Source organism: Mucilaginibacter pedocola, from assembly GCF_002013915.1.
Taxonomy (GTDB): Bacteria; Bacteroidota; Bacteroidia; order Sphingobacteriales; family Sphingobacteriaceae; genus Mucilaginibacter; species Mucilaginibacter pedocola.
In genome coordinates this window covers 108,479-123,388 of sequence record NZ_MBTF01000037.1, presented here as the reverse complement: position 1 = coordinate 123,388, position 14,910 = coordinate 108,479, and the positions used below count along the sequence as shown (strand labels likewise).

The 14,910-nt window shown below is 46.4% G+C and carries 8 protein-coding genes; 3 read left to right on the top strand and 5 right to left on the bottom strand.

Translation table 11 applies throughout. The features are described 5' to 3' along the window. Positions 1-235: 235 nt before the first annotated feature. Positions 236-1,267: a GntR family transcriptional regulator gene (locus tag BC343_RS26800; RefSeq protein WP_078350899.1), complete on the bottom strand. Its 1,032-nt coding sequence runs from the start codon at positions 1,265-1,267 to the stop codon at positions 236-238. Between the two features lie 166 nt (positions 1,268-1,433). Between BC343_RS26800 and BC343_RS26795 the strand changes: the two genes are divergently transcribed. Next, complete coding sequence (locus tag BC343_RS26795; RefSeq protein ID WP_078350898.1) at positions 1,434-1,772, top strand: hypothetical protein; 339 nt, start codon at positions 1,434-1,436, stop codon at positions 1,770-1,772. Positions 1,773-2,177: 405 nt separating this feature from the next. Here the strand turns inward: BC343_RS26795 and BC343_RS26790 are convergent, their stop codons facing one another. The 4 genes from BC343_RS26790 to BC343_RS26775 are packed head-to-tail and all read right to left on the bottom strand — an operon-like array spanning position 2,178 to position 10,334. Further along, positions 2,178-4,451, bottom strand: a complete 2,274-nt coding sequence (locus BC343_RS26790) for a GH92 family glycosyl hydrolase (protein ID WP_078350897.1) — start codon at positions 4,449-4,451, stop codon at positions 2,178-2,180. 6 nt (positions 4,452-4,457) lie between these two features. Beyond that, positions 4,458-6,593 (bottom strand): alpha-L-fucosidase, encoded by a 2,136-nt coding sequence (locus BC343_RS26785; RefSeq protein ID WP_143822371.1) that lies wholly within the window; start codon positions 6,591-6,593, stop codon positions 4,458-4,460. Continuing rightward, positions 6,578-8,881, bottom strand: a complete 2,304-nt coding sequence (locus BC343_RS26780; protein ID WP_078350896.1) for a family 20 glycosylhydrolase — start codon at positions 8,879-8,881, stop codon at positions 6,578-6,580. The genes BC343_RS26785 and BC343_RS26780 overlap by 16 nt, the downstream gene beginning before the upstream one ends. Positions 8,882-8,894: 13 nt before the next feature. Continuing rightward, entirely contained in the window at positions 8,895-10,334 is a 1,440-nt protein-coding gene (locus BC343_RS26775; RefSeq protein WP_238381879.1) for an alpha-L-fucosidase, read from the bottom strand. A 342-nt stretch (positions 10,335-10,676) separates the two neighbouring features. On the opposite strand from BC343_RS26775, the gene BC343_RS26770 reads away from it, so the two are divergent. Together BC343_RS26770 and BC343_RS26765 are read left to right on the top strand one after the other, a co-directional pair. Continuing rightward, on the top strand, positions 10,677-11,315 hold the full coding sequence (locus BC343_RS26770) for an RNA polymerase sigma-70 factor (protein WP_078350895.1): 639 nt from the start codon (positions 10,677-10,679) through the stop codon (positions 11,313-11,315). A 428-nt stretch (positions 11,316-11,743) separates the two neighbouring features. After that, positions 11,744-14,908 carry a SusC/RagA family TonB-linked outer membrane protein gene (locus BC343_RS26765; RefSeq protein WP_143822370.1) on the top strand — a complete coding sequence of 1,055 codons (3,165 nt, stop codon included), beginning with the start codon at positions 11,744-11,746 and terminating at the stop codon, positions 14,906-14,908. Positions 14,909-14,910: the final 2 nt, after the last annotated feature.

Below are 14,910 nucleotides of genomic sequence, written 5' to 3'. Positions count from 1 at the left end.
GGTAGGGCTAATGTAGGGATGACGGGAACAACATCCGTCATGGACTGTCATGTGTCAGGGAAAAATTCTTATTCCCTCCCCGGGGGAGGGGCGTGATGGGTGGTGTGGTGGCAGGGAGGGGTTTCGACGCATTGAATTAACGCTTTGTATACGGTTACACTTTGTGGCTAAACCCCTCCCTGCCTTTGCGCTTGGGGCAGCCACACCCCTCCCGAGGGAGGGAATCGTAAAAAAGCTACAACGACGCTCTCCTGGTATAATAAAAAGGCACTTCGATGTGCTTCTTTTCATTACTGAGCACCAGCGAGGCGGCAACTTCGCCCATGAATTTAAAATCGGTGGATACGGTGGTGATGCCGTTGAGGAGTATTTTTTTGATGGGGGTTTCGTTGTAGGATATTACGCCTACATCCTGGCCAACTTTCAATTCCATAGCGATGAGGCGCTGCAGCAGTATCACCAGGTCGTCTTCCATCATGTTTATGAACACCTCGCCCTCGCCTATAGGTTCGGCGGCAATATCGCTGATCACTTTGTGGTTGAAGGCGTATTGCTGGCAAAAGCGTTTGAAGCCGGTTAATATCTCTACGGGGAAATAACTATGCGCCGGGAAGATAAGTTTGAGCGTGTGGTATTTGCTCAACTGCTCGCGGGCCTGGCACAGGGCGTGGTATATGTCCTTTTCAAAATTCTCGTAGGCCGCGCTGTATTCGCCGGTAATGCCGGGTATCTTTTTATCAAGCAGGATGAGTTTATCCTTCGGGATGGTGTTGATCACCTCGTGGGCGTTCTCAAAGCCTTCCAAAAAGTGCGGGGCTATAACGTAATGCGAGTAACCCTCCTGTTTGGTATTCACCAATTTTTTGAAAAGCTTGAAATCGTTATTGTAGATATACAGGTCGATAGCCACATCCTCGCCCAAAGCGGCCGAGAAGGCATCGAAGATGATCTTTTTGTGTGCACTGAGTTTGTTGAACAGCAGGAATACCTTCAGCTTCTGGCGGAAATCGGTATTGGATATATAGTAGCCTTTCCCCGGCACAGAATTGATGACGCCAATTTTTTTAAGGTGCTTATACGATTTCTCCACCGTATCTCGCGATACTTCGAAGCGGGCACTGAGGTCGTTTATGGAAGGCAGCAGGAAATCCTTGGCTATCTTACCCGCCTCGAGGGCGTTGATGATGGAGTTGGTCAACTGCAAATATTTCGGCGTGGCCGAGTATTCGTCGATCTTGATATAATCGTAAAAAGTGAGCTGCTTCATTTAAACAAATATTGCCAACCGTGGCGGGTTGGCAATATTAAGGGGTTTGAGGGATAATAGCAAGATTTGGTTTTGCATACGTGCCGCAGGGCCCCTTATCAGGAACCCAAGCGGTGACGGTTAAAGTTAACGTCAATAAATATAAATTTGATCTATTAAAAGGCCTATGAAAAAAACACTATCTGTAATATTTGTTTTGGCTATAATAGCTGCTACACAGGGTTGCCTGGTAGATATTGATTCCGAATATCGTGAGGCCGAATATAACGGGAAAATAATTATTAAAAACCAGACTGGCGTTGGCTGTTTCGGATCTATGATAATTCGATCAGAAAACCATTATGACACGATTAGATCGTTATGTTATTGTGTGCCTCGGCATCAAGATATTTGGTCGGTTTCCAACTTGGGCGATTCGATTTTTAAGAAAAAAGGAGAGATGGTTATTTATTTAAAGAAAGATAAAAAAAAATTAAGATTCAATTATCCGGTATGCCATAAATAAGACACTCACTGTCCCCGCAGGGTCTCTTGAAAAGGGCTCTGCGACGCATTCCATTGTTGCTTGCCGATCATGCAAACGATAGTAATTTACGTTTCTTAAAGGCATCCGTGCCGCAGGGTCCCTTGTCAGGAGACCCTGCGGTGACGGAAAAGCTGCTTCATTTAAACAAATATTGCCAACCGTGGTGGGTTGGCAATATTAAGGGGTTTGAGGGATAATAGCAAGATTTGGTTTTGTGAATCACTTTGTCATTCCGAGGGAAGCGAAGCGACGAGGAATCTTGTTCGACTTAGCATTACCGCTTAACATGGTGGCTTTGCATTGTGCCTTTGCATATTGAACAAGATTTCTCTTCGCCCTCCCGCGCTTTCCCTCCCCGCTGCTCATCGAAATGACATTATTTTGTTAATAAACCGATTTCGGCCTTGCCTCCGGCGCTACGCCGAATGTTGCCGATGCCTTGCTGCCCATGGTGATAACGATGTTACCGCCTTTCACCAAATCAGCATGTTTCAGGTAGCTTTTGGCGTATGGCTTGCCGTTCAGTATAATGCTTTGGATATATTTATTGGCACCGATGTTATTTTTCACGGTGATATGGAACGATTTGTTACCTGCCAGTTTCAGCACGGCGTCATTAATTACGGGGCTGCCGAATACGTAGGCACCGTTAGCAGGGTTAGCCGGGTAAAAGCCCATTGCCGATAACACGTACCAGGCCGACATTTGGCCCACATCTTCGTTGCCTATGATGCCGTCTTTTTTGTTGGTGTAAAACTCATCCAGTATAAAGCGCACCTTTTCGGCAGTTTTGTATTGCTGGCCGGCGTAGGCATACATGTAGGTAATGTGGTGGCTTGGTTCGTTGCCATGGGCGTACTGGCCAATTAAACCGGTAATATCGTTAGATGCTTCGTTACCCACATCACCTTCAGCAACAAACAGCGAATCGAGTTTTTTAACAAAGGCATCGCGGCCGCCTAATAGTTGCATCAGCCCTTCCACATCTTGCGGCACCAGCCAGGTGTATTGCCATGGGTTACCCTCGGTAAAATCGTCTTTCATGTGCCGCGATACAAAGGGGCTGAATGGCGTGCGCCATTCGTTTTCGCCTACGCAGCCACGCATAAAGTGGGTTTCTTTATTGAAGTAGTTGGTATAGTTTTTACCGCGCTTGCTGAAGTATTCGTAATCGTCCTGCTTGCCCAGCGCTTTGGCCATTTGGGCTATGCACCAGTCGTCAATAGCATATTCTAAACCTGTTGCCACGCTTTCGGTTTGTGTATTGGCAGGAATGTAACCCAGCTCTTTCACATACTTAAGGCCGCGGCCGTTGCCCATGGCGGTGGTCTTTACGGCTTCGTAGGCCAGTTCGCCGTCGAAGCCTTTGTAGCCTTTCAGGAAGGCATCGGCAACAACAGGGATGGCGCTGTTACCCACCATACAATCGGTTTCGCTGCCCATTAAGGGCCAAACGGGCAAGCGCCCTTGCTGCTGGTAAATGGCCAGCATCGAACTGATGATATCGTTCACGTGCCCGGGCTGCATAATGGTCATGAGGGGATTCTCGGCACGGTAAGTATCCCAAAGCGACATGGTGGTTACATTAGTGAAGCCCGCCTTTTTATGCACCTTTTTATCGGTACCCAGATAGTCGCCGTTAAAATCGTTGTAAACCGATGGCGCTATCATGGTGTGGTACATGGCGGTATAAAAGGTTTTCATGCGGGCAGGAGTTGCCTTGATAGCAATACGGCTCAGCTCTTTATTCCAAAGGGCTTTGGCATCGGCGCGTACCTTATCAAAGTCCCAGGTGCAGGCTTCTGCAGCAATATTCAGCAGGGCGTTATCGGTACTTACCGGCGATATGCCTACTTTTATCTTCACCTTTTCGCCTGCTGCGGTAGCAAAGCTTAATACGCCTTTTACATTTCGGCCTTTCAATTCGGCACCGGCAGCTTTCGCCAAACTATCGTACACCGCAAAATTGCTGATACGTTTAGAAAACACCGCTGCAAAATATATCCTGTCGTCAACCGACCAGCCCGAAGACAAGCGGTAGCCAACTACGGTAGTATCGTTTAACTGTTTGATATAGGTTTCCACGGGGTGATCCCAGCCGATACCTTTTTGCAGGTCGATAACGATGTGCGCATCTTTAGCTTTCGGGAAGGTATACTCGTGCAGCCCTACCCTTGTGGTGGCGGTTAGCCTTACGCTGACATTGTAGCGCTTCAGCTTTACCGAATAGTAACCCGGTTGGGCCACCTCATCTTTATGGCTGAACAGCGAATAGTAACCGCTATTGTACCCGCCGGCGAGGCTGCCGCTCAATACTTTTACATCGCCAACGGTTGGCATAAACTGGATATCGCCCAAATCGCCAATACCTGTACCGCTTAAGTGGGTATGCGCAAAACCGGCAATGGTGCTATCAGAATAGTTATAGCCCGAGCACCAATCCCAATCGGTCACTTTAATATTCACTGGGCCTAACTGCACCGCGCCAAAAGGTACATTGGCGCCTAAAAATACGTGCCCGTGCAGGGCGGTGCCAATGTAAGGGTCAACAAAAGAGGTATAATCGGCGGCGGCTTTCTTTTTGGCCTGCCCCGATGCACCTACTGCTGCACCGCAAAGTGCTATAGCTAATAAGAACGGTTTGAAATACTTTTTCATCAATAATTAATTAACGCCCAATTCGGCAACGGCAAGGCCATTCCCTTTGGTTACGTGGAGTACCGAAAATTTAAAATAGCGGGCTTGTACCGCTTTGGCCAAAGGCACGGTTTGCTCAATGGGGTTGGCCTGTATGTTAGAAAATTCTCCGACGGCTACCTGCTGCCAGGTTTGCCCGTCGGCACTGGTGTAAAATATGTACCTATCGGCAATGCCGCCGGTTTTCTTATCCTGCCTTGGCAAGTAGGTAAAGGACTTTATAGTTTGCTCCGCACCCATATCAATGGCTATTTCCTGCGGGAATGCTGCCGTGGCAAGGCTATCCTTCGGCAGGGTGTTCCAGTTAGAATTTGCATCTTCATCAATAGCATATTCGGGCTTGGTATCTGCCTGTGCCGATGTTGCCAATACCTTCCAGCCTTCTTTTGATAGGCCAAATGCTTTGGTGCTTAGTTCGCTGGCTTTATTCCCCTCGAAGCTGACGGCTTTAACCGTACCGCCATTAGCCAGTGCAAAAGAGTTTTGATATACAGGTGATAAAGCGGTTGGCGCAGTACCATCTGTAGTATAACGGATGCTGCTCACCGGTGCATCGGTAGCAATAGTTACCATTCCCTTTTTATCGCGGCTGATGCCTGGTGCAGTAAGGTGGGCCGGCTCTTTAAATAAACCGAAATCACTTAACGCAACACAAGCTTCGGCACCGGTTACGCGCAGCCTTACTTTGCTTGCCGTTATATTTTGCGGCAGGCGGATTAGCCGGTTGGCACCAATGCTGGTGGCTGTGGCAATTTCCTTCCATTCGCCATTTAAATAAGCATCTACCGCTATCGAGTTAATGCGCTGGCCCAGTTTAATATTCTCGCGCAGGCGGATAACATTGAACGTTCTGGCAGTGTGCATATCTGCCACCAGCGATGGGGTTTTAACCGCATCATCGGTAGCCCAATAGCTGTACCTGTCGGCATCTGTTAAAAATGCGGGGCCGAATTTGGCTTTGCTGTTACCACGAATGTTGCTTGCCGTAAAGCTTGCGCCTTTGAGCAGGTTAACAGCAAAGGTTTGTTTAAGCAACGCGCCGAATTGCTTTAGCGATGCTACATCATTATCATCCAGCAAGCCGTCGCGGTTTGGCGATAAGCCAAGGTCCAGGTCGGCACCGCGGCCTACGCTTTTGTAATACAGGTCGAGTAATTGGTAAGGCGTTTTTACCTGCTCATTTTGCGAGGCATGGTAAAACCATCCCGGGCGCAGGGGCACATCGCATTCTGCGGGCATCCAGTTGCCGCTACGCGTACCTTCGGTAGCTTCCCAATATTTGCTGTAACCGTTAGATGGCTTTTTACCCGCATCGGGCGCCTGCGGCGCGTAGGTGGCCCAGCTTGTTTTGCCGGCCTCTCCTTCCTCGTTACCCACCCAACGCACATCGGCACCAATATCGCCAAAGATAGCTGCGTTGGGTTGCCATTTACGTATCATGGCCCATGTGTTGTCCCAATCGTAGTAGGTGGTGCGGTCTATCTTGCGTTCTTCGCGTTTGCCGCCATAGTAGCCGTCGCCGCCGTTGGCGCCATCGTGCCAGGATATAAAAATCGGGCCGTAATTGGTGTACAATTCTTTTATCTGCGCGCGGTATATCTCCAAATACTTTGGCGTGCCGTAGTAAGGGTTATTCCTGTCCCAAGGCGAGCAGTATAAGCCCAACTGCATACCCAATTTCTGGCAGGCTAATTTGTATTCTTTCACCATATCGCCTTTGCCGTTTTTCCAGCTTGTTTTGGTGATGTTGTGCTCGGTAGTTTTGGTGGGCCAAATAGCAAGCCCATCGTGGTGTTTGGCTACTATTACCACGCCTTTAAAACCGCCCGCCTTTGCCGCGCCAACAATTTGCATGGCGTCGAATTTGGTAGGGTTCACTATAGCGGGGTCCTCATCGCCGTAGCCCCATTCTTTATTGGTATAAGTATCTACCCCGAAGTGGATAATGCAATACATCCCCATTTCGTGCCAATTGAGCTGGGCTTTATTGGGCAATGCGCCATAGGGCTTGGGTGGTGCCTGCGCAAATGAATTAATAGCGAAGCCGGTAGCTACGCACAACACGGAAAGCTTCTTCAGTCCGGCGTTTAATGTTTCAACCATGCCGATGGGATATCTTGTGGCTCGGAGCCGTTAACACTGTATTTTAATTTAAGGGCATAACCGCCGCCGCCTTCAATAAAATCTAAGGCTACCGGTTGTAAGCCTTTCCTGAGGGCAACCTGACCATTCTTCTCTATAGCGGCATGTAGCCCATCATTATCAACTACCATTCGGTCGGCTATCTTCAGGGTGCCGCCGTCATCGCAGGTAAGGTAAAAGCTGTAAATACCATCGGCAGGGATATCAAAATAACCGCGGAATTTAATAGCGAAACTTGGAGCCTCGGCTTCCTTTGGCACGGCAATGCTTTGTACCACAAAAGAAGTATCGGGTTTACCTGTTGGCAACAGCGATGTGTTTTTATAGAGCTGTTTGTACTCGGTGCAAGCGAGCCCGTCTTTCAGCTGAAAGGTGTTTACCGGCTCGGCCAATGTTTGTTTTTGGTATTGCAGGTCGTACACATCGCCCATGCTGCCATCGGCTTTAAATGCCGCCAGGCGTATACGTTGCGATGTGGTGATAGGCAAAACCTTATCCAACACCGTTGAGGCAGCAGTTGGCAGCGTGCCATTGGTGGTGTACCGAATGGTAAGCCCCGGTAATGGCTTTTGGATATCCAGTTTAGTTTCGTCGGTGAACACGTTCGACGAGAGGAAGCCGCCCAGGTCGGGCAAACGGTAGTGTACCTTTAGCACATCCAACCTACTGTATTGCGCCATTAAGCGTTGCTGATACGATGGATAATCCTGCTTATGCGTCCATAGCACTTCGGCGAGGGCTGTCATACGAGGCATGAACATGTAATCGGCGCGATTTTCTGTAGGGATGTATTCCGACCAGATATTAGCCTGCGCACCAATGATGTTCTTACCTTCTTCGGCAGTCAAACCGTTGGGAATAATTTGGAAATTATAAACATTAGGCACTGAATTTTTATCGGGTGGGGTATCAAAATAAAGCGGGTTGCCCGGCGTCATGATAACTTTGTTACCCAGTTTGGCGGCTTCTATTGGCGCTTTGGGCACCCAGCTTCGCCAGTACATAATATAAGCGGTTTTGGTTACGCCGCCTTCCAGCACTTCGTCCCAGCCAATCAGCTTACGCCCTTTAGAGATGAAGAATTTCTCCATATTGTTAATGAAATAGCTTTGCAGCTCGGCCGTATTCTTCAGGCCTTCCTTTTTCATCAACTCTTTACACTCTTCGGATTTAGCCCACGATGAACGGTCTACCTCGTCGCCACCAATATGGATGAATTTGGACGGGAAGATATCCATTATCTCGCTGTAAACATCCTGCGCAAATTTGAAGGTTGACGGCTGGCAAGGGCAAATAGGCTTGGTAAACAATTCGCCAAAAGCACTTTTGCCGCCATCGCAGCTTAGCAGCTCCGGGTACTCGTTTATGGCTGCCATCATGTGGCCCGGCATATCAATTTCGGGGATGATATCAATCTTACGGGCAGAAGCATAAGCCACCAGCCCTTTCAATTGTGCCGGGGTGTAAAAACCGCCGTAAAGGGTTTTGCCGTTCCGGGTAATAATGTGCGACTTGTCTATCTCAAAATCGGGATTATCTGCCGCCTTTTTCATGCAGGCGCTATCCTGGTTATTAAAGGTACGCCATGCGCCGTTTTGGGTTAACTTAGGGTATTTCTTTATCTCCACACGCCAGCCCTGGTCGTCCGTTAAGTGCAGGTGGAATTTATTGAATTTGTAAAGCGCCAGCAGGTCGACAAATTTGTGCAGGTATTGTATGGAGAAGAAATGCCTCGATACATCCAAATGCATACCGCGGTAAGCATAAACCGGTGCATCATTTATAGCTACTGCAGGCAGGCTAAGGCTTGCCATAGTTTTTAGTCTGCTGCGCTCGGCAGTAGCAGGTAGCAGTTGCCTAAGCGTTTGCACGCCCATAAACATGCCCTTGCTGGTTTTGGCAGCTATTACAACCTGCGCAGGAGTAATACTTAGCTTATAGCCTTCTTCGGCGGTAACACTTGCATCATATTTCAGGCTGATAGTTTTACCAGCAGCAGCTGTAGTTTGCAACAGTTTCTTACCAAGGCTATTCGCCAGCAGCTGGTTTAGCATCCCCGCCTCGTTTTTAAACGCTGCCGATGCTACAATTTTAGTGGCCGGCGTTACGGTAAAACTACCCGTAGCCGGCACCAGTTGGGTTGGGTACGGAATAATTGGGTAACGTGCATCGGCTTGTTGCGCCGATGCACTGCCGAACCCTATAACCGTTAAAGAACAAATTAAAGCCGCCGCTTTATATAATTTCATCTGATAGAAATAATTAGTACGTTATTTTTAAAGTTGCTGCCAGTTGGCCGGGGTTAGCTTGGATGGCAGTCGGGATGGTCACCACCAGGTCGTCGCCTGTTAGTTTATATTTCAGGCTTTGTTTGGCACCCAGCATGGTTACCTTTTTAACGGCTTTAATGTTGTTAACCTTTAGGGCTACGGTTTTGTCCAGCTTCAAGCCATCTTTATCTGCTAAAACAAAGGCATATATCGCGTTAGCGTTTTTGGCTTTAGTATAATATATATTACCGGAAGAATATGGCGCTACCGAAGTTGAGCCATAAATACCCTCGCCGTTGATACCCATCCATGCACTCACCTCTTTAAGGCGCGAGTAAGCAACAGGGTCCCAATCACCATCGGGGCCGGGGCCTATATTTAATAACAGGTTCCCCCCGCGCGATACTACTTTTACTAACAGTTGTACAATCTGGCTTGCCGATTTGTAATGGTCGTTAGGCACGTAGCTCCACGAATCACCCATGGTGATGCAGGTTTCCCACGGATGGTCCAGCGGTGCTGCGGGTACTTCCTGCTCAGGGGTTGTGTAGTTTTCAAACTCACCGGTAACAGTACGGTCAACTACGATAAGGCCCGGCTGCTTGGTGCGTGCCATGCCTACTATCTTAGCCATATCAATATCCTGGTTAAATTTGATGCCTTTTTGCCAATCAACCGTTGTATCAATAGTGTTTTTCGGGCGTACCCAGCCGCCATCCAGCCAAAGGATATCAACCTTGCCATAGTCGGTCATCAATTCGCCAATTTGGTTATAGGTAAAGTCTTTAAACTTCTGCCATTTCTCAGGGTGCATGGCCGGGTCGTAATTCACGTTGCGGTCTTTCGGCGGGAAGTATGGCCACCAGTAGTCTTCAGAATGCCAGTCGGGCTTAGAGAAGTACGCGCCTATCAGGAAATTCTCTTTACGGAAAGCATTAAATATCTCTTTGGTAACGTTGCTGCGAGGGTTGCTCGAAAAAGGTGTTTTTGCCGATGTTATTTTATAATCGGTCTGCTTGGTATCAAACATGCTGAAACCATCGTGGTGTTTGGTAGTAAATACCACATACTTCATCCCTGCGCTTTTTGCTGCAGCTACCCATTTCTCAGGGTTAAACTTTGTTGGGTTAAAAGTGGTTTGCAGATTTTCGTATGCTTTTACATAACCATTATAGGTGGCGCCGTATGGACCTTTGCGTTGTGTCCAGCCTTCATCTTCGGGGCAAATGCTCCAGCTTTCTACCACGCCCCACTGGCTATAAGTACCCCAGTGCATAAACAGGCCAAACTTCAGGTCCTGCCAGTTATGTAATTTTTGCTGCACCAACGGGTCGGTTGGTGGCTGGTAGGTTTTAGACATATTGTGCTGCTGGGCCAACAATACGGTGGCGTTCACTAGCATTAAAAACAAAGCGGAAATCTTTTTCATCATCTGTTTACTTATTAATAACGGGGCATTATGTATCCTATCGACACATTTCCGGACGGATTTGCCTACAAAACGCGCTTTTTTATATTTTACAACCAGTTTTACTGCATTATTTTCAATAAAAAAGCCCACTTATTGTAGTTTTTACACCCAAGCTTAGTGTTTTATATACAATATGTTGTATTTTGTAGTCTTATAGCGGATTTTCTTACTGTAAAAGCTACACTAAGTTTTAAATCTTTTTAAAAATTTTTAAAAAATCATCAAAGTTGTTGATTTTTTGTATTTAATGTACTATAATTGTTACGCTGATGTTAAGTTTCCTAAGGCTTAAAAACTATTAGAATGGTGAAGAACAAAAGTGCAAATATCGCCGAACTTTGGAACCTCGTATGTAACAACGATGATGCGAAAGCATTTGAACAATTGTTCTATGCTTTAAACAAGCCGCTCATCAAATTTTGTGTTTTATACGTACGCCAAAACGAAGTTGCCGAAGATATTGTATCCGAACTGTTTGTTAAGTGCTGGCAAAACCGCCAAAAGCTTTGCGGCATAAACAACCCGGCCACCTATTTATATATAGCGGTAAAAAATCAGTCGCTCAACTACATTAAAAAGTACTCGAACATACACCTGGTGCAGATAGAAGATACCGACGAGTTTAAACTGGTAAATACCTACAACCCGCAAAAAGAGCTGGAAAAAAAAGAATTGGTGTTTAAGCTGGATAAAGCCATTAGTGCTTTGCCGCAACAGTGCCGCATCATCTTCCGCCTGATAAAGGAAGACGGCATGAAATACAAAGAAGTTGGCGAAGTGCTTGATATTTCGCCGCGTACCGTACAAACGCAATTATTCAGGGCCTTAAAAAAACTAAGCAACGTGCTGAACCCTGACCAAAAACGTACCCGATCAACCGTAATGCATGCGCCAATTTTAATAATGGCTGCTGCTTTTTTCGCCGGCCTTCTCACCCGGTAACCAACCTATAAGTTTAATGGGATTAATATCCCTGTGTTAACTACCGCATTTCATTGCGGCGTGCTTCTACCTGTGTATTTTTTATTAACGAATTTACTATCAAGAGCATAGTGTATTATTAACACTTACTTGTTTCTGATAAAAATTTTAAATTATTTATAAATCGTGTAGGCAATGTTAATTTTTTAATTGTCATTACAACACACGCCGCGTAGTGCGGAACCAATAAACGGCGATCAAGAGGCCCTAAAAACTATAATTAAACAAATAAAAAGAGCTTGCCTATGTAAGAAAAAAATACTCACCCATACTACTTGAGCATAGTTACCTGGTGGAACTACCGCTTAACCAAAACTAAAACTGTTTAAACAACATGCCATACACTGTGGCCTGTTGATATTAACCCCTCTTTAACTAATTAATTAAATATGGAATTTTTTAAACATCCAATGGGTGTAAAAAACAGATACCGGTTGCAAAACGCGCTTCCGGTATGTAAAGTTGCCCTGGCATTCGCAGTAATGGCAGGTATGCAGCTTCCGGCTGTAGCAGCCCCTTTTAATGTTACTACCATTAAAGTAACAAACAGCAAATTTGTTCCGGCTACCGGTGTTGTTACCGATGAGAACGGCGAAGCGCTTATTGGCGTTAGCGTTGCTCTTAAAGGCACAGGCACAGGTACACAAACCGATGCAAGCGGTAAATTTACCCTTGATGCTGCTGTAAACTCAACTTTAGTGTTCAGCTACGTGGGCTTCAAAACACAAGAAGTTGTATTTACCGGTAAAGCCCTAAGGGTAACCATGGTAGCCAGCACCAAACTACAGGAAGTTGTAGTAACAGCGTTGGGTATTAAAAAAGACGAGAAAAAATTAGGTTACTCGGTAACCACCGTAAAAGGTGAAGCATTGGCTACTGCTAAAGAAACCAACGTTGCTTACTCTTTACAAGGCCGTGTGGCCGGTTTAAGTGTTGCCGGTACTAACGGTGGCGCCGGTTCATCTGCCCGTATATTATTACGTGGTGTTACAAGCACCAGCTCTACACAAGGCCCATTGTTCGTTATCAACGGCGTACCAATGGATAACACCCAGCGTGGCCAATCAGGCGAGTGGGGTGGTGCCGACTACGGTGACGGTATCAGCAACATCAACCCTGATGATATCGAGACCATGACTGTACTGAAAGGCCAATCGGCTTCGGCATTGTACGGTACACGCGCTACAGGCGGTGTTATTTTGATCACCACCAAATCGGGCAAAAAAAACTCGGGCTTTGGTGTTGAGTACAACAGCAACTACCAGTTAGACCAGGTTTATGATAACACTGATTTCCAAGACCAATATGGCCAGGGCGAAAAAGGTGTTAAGCCTGCTAACGCTGCAGGTGCTTTAAGCTCGGGTAACCTTGCATGGGGTGCTAAACTTGACGGTTCGCAGGTTATACAGTTTGACGGCAAAAGCTACGCTTACTCAAAAACCAGCGACGATTACACTAAATTCTACAAAACAGGTAAAACTTTTACTAATACAGTTTCATTAACCGGCGGTAACGAAACCGGCGCGTTCCGTTTATCGGCTTCTGACATGAATAACCATGCCATTACGCCAAACAGCGGCCTTAACCGTAAAACGTTCAACTTCAACGGTACTCAAACCGTAGCTAAGAATTTAGACATTACCCTGATTGCCAACTACATTTTAGATAAAGCTAAAAACCGTTCTGGTTTGAGCGATGGCCCGGGTAACCCTAACAACGTGCAGTTCCTGGCACCAAACGAGTCGCAAAGCATTCTTGCGCCGGGCACCCAGGCAAACGGCATGGAGCAATCTTTCACCAACGATATTTATGTAACCAACCCTTACTTTGCTGCTTACAACTTTGTAACCAACACTACCAGGGAGCGTTTAATATCATCTATCACTGCTAAATATGCGTTAACTTCATGGGCTTACATACAAGGCCGTGTTGGTTACGATAAAATTCATGATGGCCGTTTGGGTATCACCCCAACCGGTACTGCTTACGCAGGTAACAACGGTAGCATGAGCACTCAAACTACTCAAATTACTGAGTTGAACTCTGACGTGTTGATCGGTGCTAAACACGACATCGTGAAAGACTTCCTGAACCTCGACCTTTCGGTGGGTGGTAACATCCGCAAAAGCGATGCATCAGGTACTTACATCAATGCTAACCAATTCATCATCCCTTACTTCTACGATCTTTCTAACGGTAAAACAAGGGATAGCGGTAACCAGGGTATCCAGAAACAACAGGTTAACTCGGCTTACTATACTGCTGATTTCGCCATTAAAGATTACTTAGTATTAGGTACCAGCGGCCGTTACGATGCTTACTCAGCTATCAGTGGCTCGGTTGGCCGTGGTATATTCACGCCTTCGGTATCAGGTAGCTTCATCTTCTCTGAACTTACCCACATCAACGGTTTAGATTTTGGTAAATTAAGAGTTTCTTACGCTAACACCAGTGGTGCCCCAAGCCCATATACTAACAGCGTTTATTACAACGTTGCTAACTCTATCAATGGCACCCCTGCAGGTAGCTTTGACAGCTCGCTGCCAAACTTGTTCCTGAAACCATACACCCTGAGCGAGTTTGAGATCGGTACTTCGTTGAAATTCTTCGGCGATCGTTTAGGTGTTGATGTTACTTACTTCAAAAGGAAAACCAAAAATGAGATCGTAACAGGCTCGTTAGATTGGTCAACCGGTTACACCAGCTATTTCATCCCAACCGCATCAACCCAAAATAAAGGTTTAGAGGTTGAGTTGCGCGGCACTCCGGTAAGAATGAACGGCTTTAGCTGGAATACTTCGTTCAACTTTACTTACGTAAACAACAAAGTATTATCAACTGATGCTACTAACCAAAACTTAGGCTTAGGTACTTACCGCCCGCTTAACGCAACTACAGCGTTTGTTGCAGGCATGGCAGGCCCTCAAATTTTGGCTAACGACTACCTGCGCGATGCTAACGGCAACATCATTTTTGATGCAGCGGGCCTTCCAAAAGCTACAGGCCGTGTAGCTATGGGTAGCGTTGTACCTAAATTCTATGGTGGTTTCAGCAACGATTTCATCTACAAAAACTTCAACCTTTCGTTCCTGATCGACTACCGTTATGGTAACAAAGTATTATCTGCAACCAGCTACTACAGCATCTTCCGTGGTTTAAACAAAATGACTTTGGTTGGCCGTGAAGGTGGCGTTGTTGGCCAGGGTGTTACTGAAACCGGTACGCCAAACACTGTTAACGTACCTGCTCAGGATTACTACCAGGCTGTAGCACGTAACATTTCTGCCGTGAACGTATTGGATGGTAGCTTTATTAAACTGCGCCAGGTAACTTTAGGTTACTCGTTGCCAAAAACAACTTTAGCTAACACACCGTTCAACTCGATCACTGTATCATTAGTAGGCCGTAACCTGTGGACTATCATGAAACGTTCGGACAACATCGATCCTGAATCGAACTTCGCTCCTGGCATTAACTATGCCGGTATAGAAGGTACCAGCGTTCCTGCTGTTAGAACTTACGGGTTAAATGTTAACTTTAAATTTAAAAAATAACA

Bases quoted from the DNA above. Each gene is read 5' to 3' on its own strand.
- BC343_RS26785 (WP_143822371.1), bottom strand. From the start codon at position 6,593: ATGGTTGAAACATTAAACGCCGGACTGAAGAAGCTTTCCGTGTTGTGC.
- BC343_RS26770 (WP_078350895.1), top strand. From the start codon at position 10,677: ATGGTGAAGAACAAAAGTGCAAATATCGCCGAACTTTGGAACCTCGTA.
- BC343_RS26780 (WP_078350896.1), bottom strand. From the start codon at position 8,881: ATGAAATTATATAAAGCGGCGGCTTTAATTTGTTCTTTAACGGTTATA.
- BC343_RS26775 (WP_238381879.1), bottom strand. From the start codon at position 10,334: ATGATGAAAAAGATTTCCGCTTTGTTTTTAATGCTAGTGAACGCCACC.
- BC343_RS26765 (WP_143822370.1), top strand. From the start codon at position 11,744: ATGGAATTTTTTAAACATCCAATGGGTGTAAAAAACAGATACCGGTTG.
- BC343_RS26790 (WP_078350897.1), bottom strand. From the start codon at position 4,451: ATGAAAAAGTATTTCAAACCGTTCTTATTAGCTATAGCACTTTGCGGT.
- BC343_RS26800 (WP_078350899.1), bottom strand. From the start codon at position 1,267: ATGAAGCAGCTCACTTTTTACGATTATATCAAGATCGACGAATACTCG.
- BC343_RS26795 (WP_078350898.1), top strand. From the start codon at position 1,434: ATGAAAAAAACACTATCTGTAATATTTGTTTTGGCTATAATAGCTGCT.